At 58.9% G+C, this 20,045-nt stretch carries 14 protein-coding genes; 6 read left to right on the top strand and 8 right to left on the bottom strand.

Going from position 1 to position 20,045, the window contains the following annotated elements; all coding sequences use genetic code 11:
* The first annotated feature begins 121 nt into the window (after nt 1-121).
* The 6 genes from GYN01_RS12680 to GYN01_RS12655 all read left to right on the top strand — a co-directional run bounded on the left by GYN01_RS12680 (nt 122) and on the right by GYN01_RS12655 (nt 8,549).
* Nucleotides 122-4,825 carry a dermonecrotic toxin domain-containing protein gene (locus GYN01_RS12680; protein ID WP_203307240.1) on the top strand — a complete coding sequence of 1,568 codons (4,704 nt, stop codon included), beginning with the start codon at nt 122-124 and terminating at the stop codon, nt 4,823-4,825.
* A gap of 82 nt (nt 4,826-4,907) precedes the next feature.
* Nucleotides 4,908-5,207: a DUF5629 family protein gene (locus GYN01_RS12675; RefSeq protein WP_048364991.1), complete on the top strand. Its 300-nt coding sequence runs from the start codon at nt 4,908-4,910 to the stop codon at nt 5,205-5,207.
* On the top strand, nt 5,197-6,369 hold the full coding sequence (locus tag GYN01_RS12670) for a lactonase family protein (RefSeq protein WP_048401867.1): 1,173 nt from the start codon (nt 5,197-5,199) through the stop codon (nt 6,367-6,369). The genes GYN01_RS12675 and GYN01_RS12670 overlap by 11 nt, the downstream gene beginning before the upstream one ends.
* Nucleotides 6,370-6,507: 138 nt before the next feature.
* Nucleotides 6,508-6,681, top strand: a complete 174-nt coding sequence (locus tag GYN01_RS12665) for a hypothetical protein (RefSeq protein WP_165599935.1) — start codon at nt 6,508-6,510, stop codon at nt 6,679-6,681.
* Between the two features lie 249 nt (nt 6,682-6,930).
* Nucleotides 6,931-8,013: a catalase family peroxidase gene (locus GYN01_RS12660; protein ID WP_048401868.1), complete on the top strand. Its 1,083-nt coding sequence runs from the start codon at nt 6,931-6,933 to the stop codon at nt 8,011-8,013.
* Entirely contained in the window at nt 8,010-8,549 is a 540-nt protein-coding gene (locus GYN01_RS12655; protein ID WP_048401870.1) for a cytochrome b, read from the top strand. The genes GYN01_RS12660 and GYN01_RS12655 overlap by 4 nt, the downstream gene beginning before the upstream one ends.
* Nucleotides 8,550-8,655: 106 nt before the next feature.
* On the opposite strand, the gene GYN01_RS12650 is transcribed toward GYN01_RS12655, so the two are convergent.
* Genes GYN01_RS12650 through GYN01_RS12615 form a run of 8 tightly spaced genes read right to left on the bottom strand, consistent with a single transcriptional unit; the run spans nt 8,656 to nt 20,042 of the window.
* Entirely contained in the window at nt 8,656-9,252 is a 597-nt protein-coding gene (locus GYN01_RS12650) for a glutathione S-transferase (protein WP_048401872.1), read from the bottom strand.
* Complete coding sequence (locus tag GYN01_RS12645; RefSeq protein ID WP_203307239.1) at nt 9,249-12,890, bottom strand: AAA family ATPase; 3,642 nt, start codon at nt 12,888-12,890, stop codon at nt 9,249-9,251. Before GYN01_RS12645 ends, GYN01_RS12650 begins: the two co-directional genes overlap by 4 nt.
* Nucleotides 12,887-14,131 carry an exonuclease SbcCD subunit D C-terminal domain-containing protein gene (locus tag GYN01_RS12640; protein ID WP_048364985.1) on the bottom strand — a complete coding sequence of 415 codons (1,245 nt, stop codon included), beginning with the start codon at nt 14,129-14,131 and terminating at the stop codon, nt 12,887-12,889. The genes GYN01_RS12645 and GYN01_RS12640 overlap by 4 nt, the downstream gene beginning before the upstream one ends.
* Before the next feature lie 51 nt (nt 14,132-14,182).
* Nucleotides 14,183-15,817 carry a BatD family protein gene (locus tag GYN01_RS12635; protein ID WP_203307238.1) on the bottom strand — a complete coding sequence of 545 codons (1,635 nt, stop codon included), beginning with the start codon at nt 15,815-15,817 and terminating at the stop codon, nt 14,183-14,185.
* On the bottom strand, nt 15,814-17,541 hold the full coding sequence (locus GYN01_RS12630; RefSeq protein ID WP_203307237.1) for a tetratricopeptide repeat protein: 1,728 nt from the start codon (nt 17,539-17,541) through the stop codon (nt 15,814-15,816). Before GYN01_RS12630 ends, GYN01_RS12635 begins: the two co-directional genes overlap by 4 nt.
* Entirely contained in the window at nt 17,538-18,614 is a 1,077-nt protein-coding gene (locus GYN01_RS12625; RefSeq protein ID WP_048364982.1) for a vWA domain-containing protein, read from the bottom strand. Before GYN01_RS12625 ends, GYN01_RS12630 begins: the two co-directional genes overlap by 4 nt.
* Nucleotides 18,607-19,101 carry a DUF4381 domain-containing protein gene (locus GYN01_RS12620; RefSeq protein WP_048364981.1) on the bottom strand — a complete coding sequence of 165 codons (495 nt, stop codon included), beginning with the start codon at nt 19,099-19,101 and terminating at the stop codon, nt 18,607-18,609. Before GYN01_RS12620 ends, GYN01_RS12625 begins: the two co-directional genes overlap by 8 nt.
* On the bottom strand, nt 19,098-20,042 hold the full coding sequence (locus GYN01_RS12615) for a DUF58 domain-containing protein (protein WP_048364980.1): 945 nt from the start codon (nt 20,040-20,042) through the stop codon (nt 19,098-19,100). Before GYN01_RS12615 ends, GYN01_RS12620 begins: the two co-directional genes overlap by 4 nt.
* Nucleotides 20,043-20,045: the final 3 nt, after the last annotated feature.

Genomic DNA, 20,045 nt, shown 5'->3' with positions numbered 1-20,045 from the left:
CAACATCAAGGTGTCTCATCGCGTCATAAAGGTGTACCGCAGTCGCAGGGCTTTTTTGTTTTTAGATGACCGTCAATGGTGGGTGACCCGCCAATGTGAACCTTCTGGAAGCCAATACCCTATGACAACCCCCACCGATACGCCGCTAGCCCTGAACCCTACTGATGTACTGCAACAGGCCATTGCTCATCAATTTAGCGCACGGCCGACATTACGCAGTGTTGTCAGTGAGTTGCTTGAGAAGAGCCTGAAAAGCAAACTGGGCCCCTGGGGAACCTTGCCGCCGCTTGATCAACTGAATGTTGTCTGGACCGTTGATCAGCGAGAACACGTCCTGAGCGTACCGCGTCAACACGTGCTACTTGAGGCGGTGCTTGGACATATCGCCTGCGCAACGCCCCTTTACTACACGTATTACGAACCTCAGCAATGTTTTCTGGCACAGGTGCCCGTTGGCGGGGTTGTGTCAGTGGGCGCTGCACCCTTGTTGCCGATGACAACGGTAGAGCAGGTCATACGCGTCGTTTTGCGCGAGTGGAGAAGAGCCTTTCAAGCGGCACTGGTTGACTATTGGAACCAGCCGACGGGAATCTTTCGCAGCCGTCAGCATTGGTTGGTGACGTTGCTGCGTGGCAGGTTGCTGTCTTCGGTCAATACCCGTGGATGGCTCAGTGATGAGCAGATTGCGGTGGTGCGCCAGGTACTCAAGTACCCGGTGATTGAGGACCGTTTGCGGGTGTTTAACGCCAGTGATAGGCCCACGGTGTATTTCGCTCAGTTTCAAGTATCCCAAGCGGGGGCAGCGTACACGCAGTTATCCCCCGATCTTCTGATTGCGCATCAGGTCGACGGCCGTGAGCAGGTGATGCAATGCAAGCCTTCTGGAGCTATCGAGCCTTTTGCAACGTGGAGTGCTTATGGCCGCGTTATGGGCAGGGTGCTGGGCAGCAGTTACCTGATTGATTCGCTGACTTGGAAGCGCTACGAACCCAGTGGGGATTGCCTTCACACGCAAACGATGATTTTGCTCAACAATCAACTTGAAGAGGTGGCAGCGATCAAACCGCCTTCAGGGGCGAATCAATGCACAGTTGAACTGCTTGAGCGTCAACTCGCTGACATCACTGACCTGAGCGCGGTGTTCAATGAAGAAAGTGAATCCGACTCCGTGTATGACGCTGCGGCGTTGGGGCGTGTGTTTACGGCTCTGCCTCAATGGTTACAACAGGCAAGCGCCGCTGATCGCTTTGCATATCGCTCTCACGTTATTGACCTGGCCAATGTCCTGCGTAACGCCAAGGGACGTGCGTTTAACGACGGTATCGAGGACCTGCACACGTACGCGTCCAAAGTCCTTCGTGAACAAATGCTCAAGGACCAACCCTTGGCGCCAGGTTATTACTCGGATGATATCGAGCTCGATTTCCTCGTGGCTAGCGGTGCGTTTGGTACGGCGGGCAGCGTGCGAACGGTGACGTTCACGCTGACCGAGTTGGCGTTGCAAAATTTGGCTGCGATACCCAGCGGGCATATGACGATTCGTCATCGGCACAATCAACTGATTCAGGACTGGTGGATGACACCGGCTTACGTGCGGTCACTGATTCAGCGAGTGGATGTGGGGGCCAGATACCCGGCATTGATCAAGCGTTTGCTGCTTGATGAGGCTGATGAGTCTGTGCGTCGAGAAGTACTGTTTGTTGATCAGTTGCGGGTGACACTGCCGATGCTGGCCTTGGAAAGTGTGCTGAAAGGGGCCGCAGGGCTGACTGTTTGGGGGTATCGCTGTATTGGCGCATTGATGCAGGAAGACGCCATGTCCAGAGTGCTTGATGGCAAGGGCGTTTGCATCAGTCCATTGGCATGGTTGAGCAGGCCCAAGGCGGTGCCTGATTATGTGCGCAATATGTTTGTGATCGGCCTGACCGATAATCCCGGTGGGCGTTGCGTCTTGTATAGGCCCTTGTACAAGGCCGTGTTACTCGAATTCACGAGTGCGCAAGCCCTGCTAGAGGCGATACGCGAAACGGGACCCTTGCGCAGCAGCGTCCTTGACTGGATGTCTGAGACGTCGCGCGCAACGATGGAGTCCGGCGTATTGAGCCTGGTTAACGTGGGTATAAACGCAACCGAGACGTTTTATCTACGGCCTTTAAGAAGTCAGTTTTTGCATGATTTGTACATGGAAAACACACGGGCGCTGATTGAGCTGGCTGACCGCCAATCCGTATCCAACACAGAGAGTCGATGGGCGACTCTAAAAGAAGGAGGCTGGTTACTGTTTAATACAGTGTTGCCATTTTTAAGAGGCCCGGTAGCTGTATTCAGTTGGATAGTGTTGACCTTTTCAGCGCTACAGAACGATATCAAGGCGCTGGGCAATGACCAGGAAGGCAGCAAGGCACCGGCGATTATTGACCTGCTTTTCAATATTGGGCTGGTCTTACTGCATGTCACTCAATCAGTGCCGCCCAAGGTTGTGCCCGTGAGTGAGGAGGAGTCCCTTGCGGCGCAGTTTATCGGACCACAGCCACGGCCGGCTGAAGCTGCCTTCGAACCTGATTCAGTCAAGGTTGAACAGGGACCGGTTTATTTCTCTAGCGTCGCGGTGGGCAATCAGCACAGTACGCTGGATTTTTCCTGGTTCAATAATCCGCGTATCCACTTTAATGAAACGCAGTTGACTTGGCTGGACAGTAACCGCGGGCGCGACCCGGGGGGACGTGCACCTGTCGCGCAGGGTCAGTACAAGGGGTTGTATGTCATTGATGGCAGATGGCATGCCGTGATCAGGGGGCACAGTTATGAGGTGTACCTGGCCGATGAAGGGGTGGTCTTGATCAACCCGCGAGACCCTACTCAAACCGGACCATGGATTCGGCAAGACGCCACCGGTAAGTGGGACTTTGACACGGGCATGCGCTTGCGTGGCGGCGGCCCGAAGACCCGTCGCGAACTGGCTGCGCAGCAAGCACTGCGCAACAAGCGTATCAATGAGTTGAACAACCAAGAGTATGCGTTCTATACCAAGGAACAGCAGATCCATGATGAACTCGATGAAGCGCGCAAAAAGGCAATAGAAACGCAAGACAACGATTTAAGTAAGGGCTTGACCTATCTTGAAAAAACCTTGCGCGTCAAAAACCTGCGATCACTGGCAGAGAAAGGTCGGGCGGAGTTTGCGGTGCAATACGCGAATTTCAAGGAGCGACACGCGTTAATGAGCGACGTTAAGGACCATATACACGAAGGTAATTTCAACGAAGCTTTTTTCGATTTTGCGACAGATATCGTGTATGCCCAGCATCTTTACCTCATCCATCTCATTGCGCTGTATCCCGAATTTGCGGGCAGGGCCGAAGAAATCATGGCCAGAAATGAGGGGGCTCGATATGCCAACTTTCGACGCGAGTTATTCAAGGCTCAGCAACAGCACTTGAACGATTTTCGCGAACAAGTACGGCTTCTTGACGTGTTACGTGAGTCACCCCGCGTGGGTTATGCGAAAGCCGAGACCCGAACCCGGTGCATGGCGCGCGTGGCGCGTCCAGATGGCACCTTGCAACAAGCCACGGAGCTGGATTTCATGTCCATTTATATGGGGATATTGACCGATATTGTCCCCAAAGAGATATTTGGTGCAGAGTGGCAAGCGCTGAGAGAAATCATCTGGCCTTTGACGTTTTCCCTGCAAACCCATGCGCAATTGTCCGATACCAGCCTATTTACACATCACGAACGTGTAGAGATCTTGACCGACCTGCATGAGCGCTATGCCAGGGCTCAGGATTCGTTGGCTATTTTGCACCTTGAAGTGGGAGACAAGTTCAACCTGACCGACTACAACCGGCTAACCGAACTCATCGAAGAATTCAGCCTTAAAGTTGAACAGCAGTTGGCCGACGAGAATCGCCGAGAAACAGAATGGCTGCCTTCGCAGCCTAATCCTTCACGACACGTGCGGCTGCTCTCCAGAATTATCAAGACCCGTAAAAACGGTGTATTGATCGGTGTTGTGCAGCCTCGCACGTCAGATCAGGAGCCGTTGGTCGTTAAGGTCGGGGAATCACGTCTAAGCGAGCCCGCCGATAGACCGATGAGTCCTGGCGCGACATTGCCCAAGATGGACTTTCGTGAATCATCCCCCAATTACTGGGAGGCCATAGAACCCAAAGCTGCCCCGGCCCCGGTCAGAGCGCTTGGTGCTATCCGCACCCAATGCAATGAGCTGTTGAGCAACGTTGACCCTAAGATCAACCGGGTCAAGGTTTACGCAAAAAACTCCAAATTTCCTCTGGAGCTTGAAGAGATTCTAGAGCGTGAAGCGCTCAAGCTTGATGCGCTGATTGGCGAACTTGAGCGTGGATTTCCTGATGAGCCGGTGCAAGACAAGCCCAAGTCCGGCACCCCGCAGTCATTGCTCAAACGCTTGCGCGAGGGTGCGCAGAAGCTGCGTGAACAGGCGTTGTGGATCCTCAAGTCACTGCCGCCGACTGAGGCCACCGTTGATTTCTTACTGCACAAGGGCGATGTGCATCTGCACAAAGAAGGCGGTCGGATCAAGATGTTTGGGCCTCGAAACGACTTCGTGCAGGAGTATCAGGTACTCAACAAGAAAAACCAGGTGGTGTGGTATGCCCACTTGCACTATGCAACCTTGGAGGCGCCGGATAACACGCCGACGTCGGCGCATTTCAAACTCAAGGATCAACGTAAAGCCAGCAAGCAAAGCCTTGAAGCCAAAGCTAAACCCGGTGAAAAAGTACCTGAGGTGTATTACGGCAAAATTAGTCAGCGGATGATTGTTGAGCGCTTTTTACTTTGAATGCACAAAGCAATCACTGTTTTGCGTGGGTAACTGCGACGGATTGACCTATCATTGCGCCTTTCTTACAGGTGATTGATGAATGAGCGATTCAAACCAGACCTTGCGCACAGCCCTTGAAACCAGCGACATGCTGGTCATCGACGGGCTGCATGCCTGGGAATTCTCTCTGGACGATGTGCAATTGCTCATCAAGTGCATGGACGGTCGCGCCGAAAAGCGCTGGAGTTTCAAGCTGGCGCAGCTCGACGCGGCGGTGTTTGACGAGACCTTGCAAAGCTGGACCCTGATCGGTGACTCCGGGGAACACCGTCTGGTTTGCCTCTGCGCGCTGAAAGCCACTAACGATGACGATGATTGCGAGGTCGCTGATGAAGCTTAAATGGTTGCCCTTGTTGATGGCCTCAAGTGTCGGCGCGATGTCGGCGCAGGCGGAATCTGAAAGCGAAGTCGAGCTGCTGGTCGGCTCCTATACCCAGGGCAAAAGCCAGGGCATTTACCGCCTGCAATTTGACAGCGATAAAGGGCGTATCACGCCCCAACCGCTGCAAGTGTTCAAGACGGATAACCCGTCCTGGCTGACCCTGTCCAAGGACCAGCAACGGCTGTTTGTGGTCAATGAGAACGGGCAAGGGCAGGCAGACATCGTGGGGCGCGTGAGCAGCTTGGCGATTGACCCAAAAACCAACCGTTTAAGCGCGATTAACCAGGTTAAAACCCTGGGTAAAGAACCGACCCACTCCAGCTTGAGCAGCGACGAGCGTTACCTGTTTGTGGCCAACTATGGCGTGCATGCTGACCCCGGCGGCAGCCTGGCGGTGTTGCCGATCAGCGCGCAAGGTGAGTTGCAACCCGTGACGCAGATGAGCAGCCATCCAGCCAGCCGGGTAAACCCCGAGCGCCAGATGTCAGCCCATGTGCACTCGGTGGTGTCTTCCCCCGATGGTCAGTTTGTCTATGCCAGTGATTTGGGCGCGGACAAGGTGTTTGTCTACCGTTACGATCCGGCCGCCAACGCCGAGCACCCGTTGGTCGCGGCAGAGCCGGCCGCCATCGAGTTGCCAGCGGGCAGCGGTCCGCGTCACCTGTTGTTCTCCAAAGATGGCAAGCACGCGTACCTGACCACTGAGATGAGTGCGCAGGTGTTTGTGTTTGATTACGACAAGGGTCAACTCAAGCAGCGCCAGGCCATTGAAATGGCCCAGGGTAAACCTGCGCAAAACCGTGCGGCTGGCGGCTTGCATGCGTCACCTGATGGCAAGTTCCTGTATGTCAGCAACCGGGGCAAGGCCAACGAAATGCTGGTGTTCAGCATTGACCCGGCCACTGGCGAGTTGACCGAAATTCAGCGGCGTTCGGTTGAAGGTGATCACCCGCGTGAGTTTGCCTTGAGTCCGAACGGCAAATTTTTGCTGATCGCCAATCAGATGAGCAACGCCATTGTGGTGCTTGAGCGTGACCCGCAAACCGGCCTGCTGGGCAAGGCAGTGCAGACGCTTGAAATGGATGCTCCCTCTGACTTGAAGTTCATCAATCGCCCGTAAAGCGGGGCGTGCAGCGCGGTATCAATCACGCTGATACCCGCTAGTGCTGCAATGAATTTTTGCCGGATGACCCCCGGCGTTAAGTTGGCTCCACGGCCTGAAAAGGCAGCAAGCCAACTGAATCGTCGAGGGTTAACCATGAACTTCAATCTTTTCTCTGTGATTGCCGCGTCCGCCATCTCTGCCACCGTAGCTCTCCCCGCCAGCGCCACACCGCTAGCCAGTGATAAAAAATCGATGGCCTACACGCAAAAATACCTTCAACAAAGTGCGAACTTCTATGCCGCGCTGGATCACAAAACCCAACCCTGAGAGCACGTCAGGGTGATCGTTCGACAGGGGATGTGTTCGCACCATGAGCGATCAAATAACGGCATGAAGCCTGCACGGTGTTGGTCGGTTAATCGGGTCGTCGCCCTGAAGACGTCTAGCATTAATAGTGATTCCCGGGGGCGTCAAAATAATTCGCAGAAAATAATCGTCCTGCCACGGGAATAAGCCTGCATGGCCTGTGTCTCATAGGCCATCCCAACTGTCGGCCCCGTGGCCGTGGAGTGCATTATGGTCGATCAGTTGCCGCCCCCGCGGCTTGGCAAATCCCCCTTGAGTTCAAGTGCAGTAGGGGTGCGTTTAGCCGGTATTGGTGCGGTCGTGGCCGTGATAGGTGCCGCGTTTTATTACGTTAATGGGACGTTCGACCCGCAACGGCTGCAACCCAAGAGTTTCGTCAACGCCCTGGAGCACAATAACGGCCTGCACCCCGGTTTCAGGCGCAACCATGCCAAAGGCATCTGTGTGGTGGGCTATTTCGAGAGCAACGGCGATGCGCAGGGCGTGTCCAGTGCGCAGGTCTTTCACCCAGGGCGTACGCCCGTGGTCGGGCGCTTTGCACTGCCCAGCGGTAACCCGTATGCGCCCGACAGCAGCGTGCCGCTGCGCAGCCTGGCGCTGCGTTTTACGCAAGCCAATGGCCAACAATGGCGCACCGGGATGAACAGCATGCCGGTATTTCCGGTGGGCACCCCCCAAGCCTTCTATCAAATGCTTCAAGCGGGCAGCCCTGAGCCTTCCACCGGTAAGCCCAAACCCACCGCCATGCCCGCCTTTTTTGCCTCGCACCCGGAAACCACCGCGTTTTTGCAATGGGTGAAAACAGCCAAACCTTCTGCCAGTTTTGCCACTGAGCGCTACAACGCGATTAATGCCTTTTACCTGGTGAATTCGGCGGGCGAGCGCCAGGCGGTGCGTTGGGGCGTCGTGCCGATGGATCAGGATGCCCCCGGCGTCACTGCCCCGAACGAAGCCGATTATCTGCAGCAGGACTTGGTGCAGCGCATAGCCAACGGGCCTTTGAAGTGGCAGTTCAACCTGACCCTGGCCGAGGCCGGCGACCCGATTGACGACGCCAGCAAAGCCTGGCCCGCTGCACGCAAAGTGATCACGGCGGGCACGTTGGTGCTCACCAGCACACAGGCGCAGAACAGCGGGGAATGCCGCGACATCAACTACGACCCCTTGATCCTGCCTGCGGGTATCCAGGCTTCCGCAGACCCGTTGCTGGCCGCGCGGTCTGCCGCCTACGCCAGCTCGTATCACCGGCGCACCGGTGAAGTTGATCAACTCCCTCAGGAGCCACGCCCATGAGCGCGCCTGTCTCTCACTTCGCGCCGTTGGCGCGCCTGCTGCACTGGCTGATGGCCTTGATGATCGTGAGCATGCTGTTTATTGGCGCGGGTATGGCCGCGTCGGTTTCAGCACGGCACGTATGGCTGCTCAATCTGCATAAACCGTTGGGCATTGCGATTTTGCTGTTGGTGGTGGTCCGTCTGTTTGTGCGGTTTTCGACCCGGCAACCGCCACTGCCGGCCGATTTGCCTGCGGTGCAAGTGCTCGCGGCCAAAATGTCCCATGTGTTGTTGTATGCGCTGATGTTCACCTTGCCCCTTGTGGGCTGGGCAATGATCTCGGCAGCGGGTGATCCGGTGATGCTAAGCCAATCGCTGCAACTGCCCGCCTTATTGCCCGCGAACGCCAAGACCTTCGCCTTCTTGCGCACCGCGCATACGTACTTGGCGTATTTATTGTTCATCACCGTCTTGCTGCATGTGGCGGCAGCCCTGTTTCACGCGTGGGTACGACGTGACGGGGTGCTGAACAGCATGCTGCGTGGTAAAGACTGAGTTGTATGCCAGCAGCACTGCGCGCAGGCGTTGGCGCAGGCTGCGATCTTTTGATCCTGAAAAGCTCGCAGCCTTCGGCGGCGCCTAGAGGCTGTGGGGACGTGTTTCAGGTTTTAGCCATCACGCCGGTAAACAGCGCTGACGCTATAAAACGTTCCAGCCAGTCCTTAAGTTTTGGATAGGGTGCATGCGCAAACCACTCGCGGTCCACATGGGCGAACTGGCGTATGAACGGCGCCAGCGCCACATCGGCCAACGACAGGGTGGGGCCTGCCAGGTAGTCGTTGTGCTCAAGCAGTGCCTCCAGGTGCTGCAAAAATGCAGCGCCTTGTGCCCGGTAATGTTCCATCGAGTGTTCTGGATAGCGGATGGCGTATTTGTAACGGTCCAGCCACACCTTGAACTGTGTGTCGTTGGCTTCGATCAGTTGGCTGACCAAGGGCTGCGCGGGTTGCAACCACTGGTCCGGGTCATGCTGGGCCAGCGCCCAATGCATGATGTCCAGGCTTTGCTCAATCACGCGTCCGTCGGCGCACACCAATACCGGCACGGTGCCTTTGGGCGAGAGGGCGAGCATCTGCGCAGGCTTGGCTTTTAAGCTCACTTCAACGATCGTCAGCGGTACACCGCTGTAGCGCATGGCCATGCGTGCGCGCATGGCGTAGGGGCAGCGCCGGAAGGAATACAGCAGGTTTTCGGTCATTTGACCTGCACCGTGCTTAACCCATTGCCTTGGCGCAGCACTTGGATCTGCACCGGAATACGTTCGTGCATTTCCTGAACGTGGGAAATAACCCCCACTTTGCGGCCTTGGGCTTGCAAACCATCCAGCGCGTCCATCGCCAATTGCAGTGATTCGGGGTCGAGACTGCCAAACCCTTCGTCGATAAACAGCGATTCAATTTTCAGTGTGCTCGATGCCATCGAGGCTAACCCTAATGCCAGCGCCAAAGACACGAGGAAGGTCTCGCCCCCCGATAACGAATGCACTGAGCGCAGTTCGTCGCCCATCTCTGTGTCCATCACCAGCAGGCCGAGCATGCTCCCCCCGCGCTTAAGGCGATAGCGGCGCACCAGTTGGCGCAGTTGCGCGTTGGCGTGATGCACCAACAGGTCGAGGTTGTAGGCTTGGGCAATTTTGCGGAACTTGTCGCCGGTGCTTGAACCAATCAGGTCGTTGAGGCGTGCCCAGCGCTGCCATTGCACATAGGCCTGAGCGGTACGTTGCGTCAGCGCCTGATTGGCGAGCTGACGACGTTCATCCTCTGCCTGTTGCGCGCGTAATTGCGCGCTCAGTTGTTCGCTGGCAGCCAGTTGCGTATTCAATTCGTTCAATGCCACGTTCAGGGCGTCAGCGTCCAGGTTGCCATTGGCCTGGGCTTGATGCTGATTGAGACGCTGCTCGCGTTCTTGTATCAGTACACGGGCTTGTTCCAGTGCTTTTTCGCTGTGTTGTATGGCTTGACGCAGCGCGCGAACCCGAGGGTCGTCATACGCCAGTAACTGGTCCAGGCGTGCGTCGTCGACGTCGCTGTGCGCCGCACGCCATTGCGTGACCTGCGCGCTCAACGTGGCGTGCTCGTGTTGCAGCGCGTGCAAGCGCTCGTGTTGCGCCTTGATTTGCGCCGCCAGCTGGATGAGTTGGCGGTTTGTGTCATGCAGCGCCTCACTGGCGTGCGTGTGGCTGGCGCGAGCCTGCTCGACGGCGTGATCAAGCTGCTCTTGCCAGAGGTGGACACTGGCGTGCTCACCCAGCAGGTTTTGCAGGGTATGTGCGCTGGCGTGTTGCTGCGCCGTGACTTCAGCCACGTTGTGTTGCAGAGCGTCCCGTTGTTTGAGGCGATTGGCCTGCTGGTCGGTTTCGCGTTCGATCTTCTGGTTGCGGTCCGTGTTTTCTGCCTGTTCTTCGCGCAGTTGCTCGCATTGGGCAAGGCGTTCGGCAATCTGTTGATCGAGGCGCATAAAGCAGGCGGCGCTGTCGTCGCGCAGAGCAGCAAACACCTGTGCAGGCAGCAGGCTGCTAAACGCCGTCAGTTCCTCGTCAAGGCGCTGGGCGTCCGCCTTGAGGTGTAATTGCTGTTCGGCCAATTGTTGCGCCGCCTGTTGGCTGGCTTCGCTATGGCGCTGGATCTCGTGTTGCAGTTGAGCGGCGTCTTTTTGCAAGGTGAGCAGGGCGTTTTGGCGCTGCTCGTCTTGGGTGATGCGGTACTGCAACTGTTCAAGACGCTGGGTCAGCCAAGGTTCGCGCCTGGCTGGCAGTTGCGCCTGCCATTGCGGGTAGTGCGGGTGCTGTTCAAGGCTGGGCGCGAGGGCCTGCTGGTCGTCAACCAGCTGTTGATGTTGCAGGCGCAATTCGCGCAATTGGGCATTCAAACCACTGACGTTGTCGCGCAGTTGATCAAGGGTTTTTTTGAGTACCTCCACAGCTTCACGGGCTTTGGCTTCTTCCTCTTCATCGTGACGTGTCAGGCTCTGCAACAGCGCTTGGGGCTGGTGATAGGGGTGTTCGTGGCTGCCACATACCGGGCACGGCTGATCATCTTGCAACTGTTCGCGCAGTTCTTCGACGCTGGCAGTGCGGGCCAGGCGCTGGCGCTCAAGCAGTTGGCGGGTGATATGCAGCGCCTGCTCGGCGCTCTCGTAGTGTTTTTTGGTCTCCGTGCCTTGTTCGATCCGTTGCTCGCGTTCGGTTTGCAAGGCTTGCAACTTGGTCTGAAGTGCCTGCAAACGGGCATCCAACGCCTGCTGGCTGTGGCACAAGCGCTGTAAGTCTTCGACGTCGCGCTGTTGCTGGCGATTGTCTTTGAGCAGGCTGCCCAGTGTGTGGATTTGTTCGTTGAGCGCCTGCGGCTCGGCCACGGCTTCCTGGAACAGAATCTCCAGGCTGTCACGCCGTTGCGTGAGCTGTTGCGCGGCCTGCAAGGCGCGTTGCTCAAGGGCGGGCAGCTCCTGGCGGCCGGTGCTCAGGGTATTGCTTAAACGCACTAACTGTTGCAAACGGGGGCGATACGCATCCCACGCATTGGCCAGAGGCGCCAGCTCAGCGCTGTGCTCAAGCTGTTGCGCAATCAGGGCCAGCTGTTCGGTGCTGTGCTGATGGCGCTCGAGCAGCGTATTCAAGGCCTGTTGGCCGGTTTCACAGGCTTGTTCGGCTTGTTGTGCAAGGGTGCGCTGTTTGTCCAGTTCTGCGTTGAGTCGCTGAAGGTTGGCCTGTTCCACATGCGCCTGTTTGAGTCGCGGCGCGCTGTCCTGTTGCTGGGTTTGCGCCTGGCTGGCCGCCAGGCGTGCGCTGTCTAGGGTCTGTTCAAGCTGCAACTGCTGTGTGTGAAGCGTCGCGTGCAGGTGTTCCTGCGCGGCCATGTGCTCAGCCATTGGGCCGAGTTGTGTGTCCAGCGCTGCCAACCGCGCGAACTGATGGCGTTGCGGCGCCAATTGCTCCAGCAGGTCAAGGGTCTGGCGCGGCTCGTCTTGGGCCGCCCATTGGGTTTGTGCCTGTTGCAGTTGCTCGGCTGCGCTCTGTTGCTGATCGCGCAGCTCGCGCAAGGTGGCCAGCCACGCGTGCTGCTGCTCCAGTTGCTTGAGCTGTTGTTGCCGGGCCTTGAGCTGTTGTTGCGAGTGATTGAACTGTTTATCCAGTTCGGCGCGCGCCTCAGGCGCCAGCGGGGTGATCCCGACCGCCTGATCCTCAAGCTGCTTATGCACCTCTTTGGCCTCTTTGGCCTTGTCGAAAGCACGTTTGCCCAGGCGGGTGTAGAGCGCGGTATCAGTGAGTTTTTCCAGCAGTTCACTGCGTTCGTTGTCGTCCGCTTTAAGGAAGGCGCTGAACTCGCTCTGCGCCAGCATCACGGCGCGTGTGAACTGCTCGAAGTTCAAGCCCAGTCGCGCTTCGAGCTGAACTTTGTAATCGCCTTTTTGACTGGCCAGCAACTGGTCGCTGTCCAGGTCACGCAAGCTTTGACGACTGGCTTGCAGTTTGCCCGTGGCCTTTTCGCGGGCGCGGTTGGCCTCCCAGCGGGCGCGATAGCGACGCCCGTCGATGCCGATAAAATCCACTTCGGCATACCCTTCGCCCGTGCCCCGGCGCAGTAAGGTACGCGGGTCGCCAGTGGCGATTTCGCCATCGAGATCGGGCACTTTGGCATCGCGGCCGGTGTTGTTCAGGCGCGGTACGGCACCAAACAAGGCCAGGCACAGCGCGTCGAGCAAGGTGCTTTTACCAGCGCCCGTGGGGCCGGTGATGGCGAACAGGCCTGCACTGGCCAAAGGTTCGGCGGTGAAGTCCAGCTCAAAGGGACCGGCCAGCGAGGCCAGGTTTTTCAGGCGGATGGCGAGGATTTTCATGGTTGTTCGCCCTCCAGCTGGACTTCTTGCAAGAGCACGGCAAAGTCCTTGAGCGTTTGTTCGCAGGCCTGGCTGGCGTAATGGTCTTGCCAGGCGCGGCTGAACAGCTCTTGTGGGGTCAGTTGGTCAAGCTCGACCAGACGCGTACTGTCGTCATCGTTGGCGCGGCTGCCGCTGCCTGCGTATTCGGCACTGATGCGAACCAGACGCACGGCTTTGCCTTGCAGCGCGGTTTCGATTTGCTGGCGCAGATCGGGCTGCGGTTCATCAAGCACCACGCGCACTTCAAGCCACGGCTGACGCTGTGTGTCGGCCAGCAGGTCAACTTCAGGCAATTGGCTTGCATGGGTAAGAATCTCGGCCAGCGCTGCCGGACCGATGCGTTGCAGGTTAACGGCGCGCGGGATCAGCCGTGGTTCGACGCTGACCAGTGTTTCGCCGTCCAGTGTCACGTCAAGAATCTGATGCGCGTAGCTGATTTCCGAAAAGGACAGGGGGATGGGTGAGCCGCAGTAGCGAATGCGTTCTTCAGCGTTGACCCGTTGCGGCTTGTGCAAATGGCCAAGCGCCACGTAACTGATGCTCGGGCCGAACAGGCTGGCGGGCAAGGCTTCGGCATTGCCGATAATCAGGCTGCGCTCTGAATCTTCAGACACCGACCCCCCGGCCATGTGAGCGTGGCTAATGGCGATCAGCGCTTGGCCAGGGACGCGTTTGGCGTTGGCCGCCTCGATCAGCCATTCATGGACTTGGCCAATGCCCCGCAGATAATCGTCGCCCAAGTGTGCGCCCGTGACTTCGGCGGGCCTCAAAAAGGGCAATGCCAGGCACCACGCGGCGATTTTGCCGCTCGCATCGGGCAAAGGAATCAGCAGGCGCTCAGCGTCGAGTTGACCCTCATCGAGCCAGAGCACCCGGCCAAGCGCGTGAGTGCGCAGGCGCCGCATCAAGGGCGCGGGCAGCTCGATGCGCGAGCCGGAGTCGTGATTGCCGGCGATCATCACGATGGTCAGCTTGGGTTGTTGTTCGTGGGCGCTGACAATGAAGTCGTAGAGGCGCTCTTGCGCTTTGACCGGCGGGTTGACGGTGTCGAAGATGTCGCCGGCAATCAGCAGCACATCGGGCTGCTCGCTGGCCAGTTGGGCCAATAGCCAATTGAGAAAGCAGGCGTGTTCGAAGTCGCGTTCCTGGCCGTGGAGGTTTTGCCCCAGGTGCCAGTCGGAAGTGTGAAACAGGCGCATAACAGAATCCGGTTAGAAAAGGGGGTCAGCGGTATTGACCACACCTTGAAATTATTTGGGGTAAAGCGGCGGCAGGCTGCTCGGCTCGCTGGCCAGGTCCTGTTCGCGTTCGGTCGCAGGAATGCTGCGAATCGCTTTCCACAGTTCTTCGCCTTGCCAGTGCTGGCCGGTTTCGCTGTAGAGCGCGCCATTGAGGCCGTCCAGCGCATCACTCAACAGCACAAAACGCGCGGCCATGTCGGCCAGTGTCTCGGGTTGTTGGCGTGCCCAGGCATCCAATGCCTGACGGGTTGCCTGCGGGTCATTGGCCAGGCACGCGCGTTTGAGGTCATCCAGTAACGTGCGCGGGCTTGGCCCGGTTTGCGCCGCGCGCAAAATGGCCGGTTGCCGGCGGGCACGCCACCAAAGCCCAAAGCCGATCAACGTGGTGCTGGCCAACACCAGGGTGCTGAGCTGCCATAGCCACAACGGAGAGTCATCGCTCAAGGTCTGCGGGGTGTTATGGCTGGGGGTATCGACGGCAAGCTCCGGGTTTGCCGCGACTTGCAAGGTGCGCGCCGGTAGATAGCTGCGCTCTAGCCGGTCTTCGTGGGTGTTCCACCACACCACTTCGACGGCGGGCAATTCAACCTGGCCCACGCGGGTGGGCACCAGTGCTTCGCGCTCTTCGCGGCTGCCGATCAGGCCGTTTTCAGTGACTTGATTGCTCAGTTGTGGCAGGTCGGGGTAGCGCCGTAAGCCGTTGACGTCGGTGGTGGTCAGCGCAGGCAATTGTGCACTGGACAGACCTTCGGCTTTTAGCGTCAAGGTGCGCGTCAGCGAGTCACCGACCCTGCAATGGTCTGGCTCGGGGTTCCAGGTTTCGCTGACGCTGAGGCTGCGCGCCGGCAACCAGGCCGCGTTGGTCGGGTAGTCCTCTGGCTTGGGCTTGACGTTCAGCGGAATGTCGGAAGAGGTGACGTGCACCAGTTTTCCGGGCTTTGGCCCAAGCGGGGCGGGAGCGGTCGATTGTTGGCTGTCGACTTGCGTGGCGCTGAAGGTTTGGGCCGGGATATTTAGCTCACCGCTGTGCTGCGGGTAGATACCGTATCGGGTTTCGATCACGCCATGGCGCACGCCATTGATGAGTTTTTCGTAGGTGCGCGACTCGCCCAGTTGCTCGACAAGGGCATCGCTCAGGTGCAAGGGCGTGAGGCTGCTGTCGTCATACAGCGCCACCGAGTGATAAATGCGCAAGGTCAAAATGGCTTGCGCCTGGACGTATACGCTCGGCTGGTCGAGGCTGGACTCGATAAAAACCGGGGCCAGTTGCGCTTCACTGGTCTCACTTTGCGTGACATTCAGGCTGATGGGCTGGCTGCGGTAATCGCCCACTTGCAGCGGGGGAATGATCACCGTGCCGGTTTGCTTGGGCTGCAGGGTGATGATCCAGCGGGTATTGGCTTTGTTGGTGTCACTGAGGTGGGTCAGTTGATTGACTTGCCGCGTACCACGCACCTCAAACAGCGCGTTGAGGGGGGAAAGGTCGGGTTTGCCAAACAGCGTGGCGTCGGTGGACTCCAGTGTCAGCTCGACGGTTTCACCCGAATTGAGTTGGTCGCGATCAACACGGGCGACCAGCCCCGCGGCGTAGGCAGGCAGGGCCGAACAACACAGCAAAAGTAAAAGGGCGCAAAGGCGGTTCATTGGGGCGTGTCCTGATGTTGCTGCTGTTCGTACCAAAATTTGCGTCGCAACAGTTCACCGGGGTTGTCGGGGATCTGTTTAAGCCATTGCTCAAGCGCCTGACGGTGTTCTTCGTCTATTGACGGCGTCACAGCCGGGGCTGGCCCGGTGTCGGGTTCGGTGCCGGGCGGGCCAGACGCGGCCGGTGTGCCCTCAGAGGGGGTGACCTCGTGCAGGTTGGCCTCACCGGCAGGCACGTCCTCTTGCTGGTTTTTCACCGCCGCCCCGGCGTTGCTTGCGGTGTTGCTGCTGACCGCGGTGTCGGATGCGGGTGGCTCGACGCCGGGTTCGGGTTCTTTTTCGGGCGTGACGGGAGGCACGTCGTGTTTTTGTGCCAGCAATGATTCGATCAACGCCTTGTTTTGCGCGGCGGCTGACACATCGGGTTGTAACTCCAGCGCTTGTTCGTAGGCGTCGATGGCGGCTTCCAGCTCGCCACTCATGGCCAGTGCGTTGCCACGATTGTAGTGGGCGCTGGCACTGTTGACTTCAGCAAAGCGTAAGGCAGCCGCAGCGTAGTCACCTGCCTGATACAACGCTAACCCTTGCCACATAGGGTCTTTGAAGTGTTCGACGGCTTGCAGGGGTTTTTTCTGCTCCAGCAGGCGCTGGCCCTGTTGGTCTGCGCGCAACCACAGGTCGGTGAAACTGAAGGCATAGCCGGGCTGCGGCAGCATAAACAACAACGGCAGACAGAACAGCCAGCCGCGGCGACCGGCACAGGCAGCCAGCAGCAACAGGGGCAGGAGTAGCCAGTAACCTTGGTCGGCCCACGTATCCAGGCGTTGGGTCTGGCCGTTGTCGCGCAGGTGCTGCGGGCCGTCCAGCAGGCCAAGCCCGCGCAGGTCGTTGTCATCCAGCCGGACCTGGCGGTAGCGCCCGCCGACATCCATCGCAAACGCGCGCAGGCCGGGACTGTCGAGGCGCGGCAGGAGGATCGCGCCCTGATTGTCCTTGAGCAACTGCCCGTTTTCGTCGACCACTGGCGCGCCTTCGCGGCTGCCGACGCCGAGCATCAGTAGTTGCGCGGTGTGGCTGCCCAGTGCCTGGCGGATGCCTTCACGTTCCTGCTCGCTGAGGGATGAGCCAATCAGCAATAAGCGGCCCTGACCCAGCGCACCCTGATTGAGTAATTCAAGCGCTTTGACCACCGCGAGATCGGCGCGATGACCCGGTTGCGGCATGATCGAGGGTTTCAGGGCTTCGAGCAGATTGCGGCTGGTGGCCAGGTCGTCCGACAAGGGCACCAGCGTGTGGGCGCTACCGGCGTAGACAATGACCGCGGTTTGCGCGTCGTTGCGGCTTTGCAGCAGGTCGTAGAGCTTGCGCCGCGCTTGTTCCAGACGATTGGGCGAGCTGTCGGTCGCCAGCATGTCGGGGGTCAGTTCGAGCATCACCACCAGCGGGTCGGCGGGTTTCTGCGTGGATTGCTCCACCCGCTGCCAACTGGGCCCGAGCAAAGCCAGCAGGGCCAGCAGCCAGGCCAGACCGAGGGCGATCCAGGGCAGTTTGCTGTCGCGGCCATTGCCGCCGCTCAGCAGCACGCGTTGGAACGCTGCGGGCAGAATCATCTGCCAGCGGCCCGCGCGTTTTTGACGGTGCCACAGCTTCCACAGCAGCCAGCCGAGCAGCGGCAGGGCCAGTAGCCATTCGGGGCGAAACCAGTGCGGCCAGAGCGCGCTCATCGACGCCTCCGCAAGCGCAGTCGCTTGAGACGTTCACGCCAGTCAGGAGGGGGTTGCAGAAAGTGCTCCTTGCTCAGCCAGCGTTGCATCAAGGTATTGGGCCACAGCTCGCGGATGACCAGCAGCGCGCTGAGCAGCAGGGCGCCAGCCAGTGGCCAGCTGTAGAGCGCCTGCGCGGGGCGCGCTTGTGTGGGTTGTTGGGCGACGGGTTCAAGTTGGTCGAGGGTGTCTTTGATCGCCGCCAGTTCTTTGCCATCGCGGGCGCGAAAGTATTGGCCACCGGTCAAGGTGGCGATTTCTTGCAGTGCTGGCTCATCCAGGTCGACCCCCGGATTGATCCCGAACAGGCCCTGGGCGCTGTTTTCTTCAGGGTCGGCGCCGATGCCGATCGGGTAGATTTTGACCCCTTCTTCCCCCGCCAGTCGCGCGGCGGTGAGCGGGTCGATTTGCCCGCCATTGTTGGCGCCATCGGTCACCAGAATCAGCACGCGGCTTTGCGCCGGGCGCTGACGCAGGCGTTTTAAGGCCAAGCCAATCGCGTCGCCGATCGCCGTGTTTTTACCGGCAATGCCGATTCGCGCCTCGTCGAGCCATGTACGCACGGTGTGTCGATCGAACGTCAGAGGCGCTTGAAGATACGCCTGACTGCCAAACAGGATCAGACCTACGCGATCACCTTCACGGTTTTCCAGGAAGTCCCCAAGCAGGCTTTTCACCAGGTCAAGGCGTGTCACGTCTTCGTCGTTCCATTGCATGTCCGGGAAATCCATTGAGCCGGACACATCCACGGCGACCAATAAATCACGACCACTGGCCGCAATGGGTAAGGGCTCGCCCAACCATTGCGGGCGCGCTGCTGCGCTCAGCAGCAGTAACCACAACACGATAAACGGGGTTTGTTGACGCCAGGAAGGCAAGTTGGGGCGCGCTTTGCGTCGTGCCAGTTCTTCAAGATCACTGAGGAAGCTGACCTTGAGCGCCGCCTCGCCACTGTCAGCAGCCGGCAGCAAAACCCGCATCAGCCAAGGTAACGGGAGCAAGGCGAACAGCCACGGCCAGGCGAACTCAAACATGTTTGCGAATCCAGGTTTCAACGGCCTGATTGAGCCCGGCGATGGCTTTGTCATCGAGCTTGCATTCGGGTTTGTAAGCGCCTTCTACCAGCACCATCCAGCGCGTCAGCCCGGCAGCGGGGCAGCGGTTGTCTAGAAATGCCAGCCATTTACGGCCGTTGAGCGTATGGCTTTGGCTGTAAGGATAGTGATTGCGGCACAGACGTTTGAGCAGGCCGTTGAGCTGTTGCAGCCAGGCGCCTGCGGGTGCGCCATCGTATGGCTTGGGCAAGCGTGCCAGTTCCTCAAGGGCTGCCAGGCGCACCGGGTCCAGAGGCTGCTCGGCGCGGCTTGACGGGCGTTTGGCAGGCAAGTAGCGACGCAACCACCACACGGTCCAGCACAGCGCGGGCGCCACAATGAGCAGCAGCCACCAGCCGGGGGCGGGAGGCCAAAAGCCAATCGCAGGAGGCAGGATCAGAGGCTGTAGCTGTTCGAGTTCTTTCATAGGGTTTTGCCGGGGCGCTTGGCATTCAGGTACTCGCGCAGTTGCTCGATCATTTCGCTTTGCGTGCTCAGGGGCATGAGCATGACCCTAAGCTTTTGCGCGAGCAGTTCCCAGCGCGCAATTCGGGCTTCGGCCTGAGCACGGTACGCTTGACGTAAATCGTAGTTGAGGGTGTCCAGTTCAAGTTGTGCACCGCGCTCGGCAAAGCGCAGCAGTCCGGCGGCGGGCAGGGCATGGTCCAGCGGGTCGGACAACGGCAACAGCATCAGGTCGCAATGGCGAGCCAACAGGCTCAGTTGTTGTTCGGCTGCATCGGTGAGTGCCCGCTCGTCACAGATCACAATCACCAGACTGCCGGGGCGCAGCACTTCGCGGGCGCGGATCAACGCCATGCCCAGTGCATCGCGGTCTGATTGAACTTCGGTGTGCAATGACTGGTTGACCCGTACCAGGCGATTCAGCAGTTGCAGCAAGCTCTGCTTGTTGCGCCGGGGTTTGATTTCATAGTGCTCGTGGTCGCCAAATACCAGCCCGCCCACACGGTCGTTATGGCCCAATGCAGCCCAGCCGATCAAGCTGGCGGCTTGTGCGGCCAGCACTGATTTGAACATCAGGCCGGAGCCAAAAAATAATCGCCGGCTTTGTTCGGCCAGGATGAAGATCGGGCGTTCTCGCTCTTCATGGAACATTTTGGTGTGGGGTTCTTGGGTGCGGGCTGTCACGCGCCAGTCGATGGTGCGCACATCGTCCCCGGCCTGATACACCCGCACTTGATCGAAGTCGACGCCGCGACCGCGCAGTTTTGAGTGGTGCAACCCCACCAGCGGGCTGCGCTGGCTGGGGGAGGCAAACAGTTGCACTTCGCGCACCCGGTGGCGCATCTCGATCAATTCGGCGAGGGTGACGCGAATGCCGGGTTCGGCGGGCAGGGGGTTGTTCATCAG

The organism is Pseudomonas weihenstephanensis, assembly GCF_016812185.1.
In the GTDB taxonomy this organism is placed as follows: Bacteria; Pseudomonadota; Gammaproteobacteria; order Pseudomonadales; family Pseudomonadaceae; genus Aquipseudomonas; species Aquipseudomonas weihenstephanensis.
This window is presented reverse-complemented; position numbering and strand designations above follow the sequence as displayed.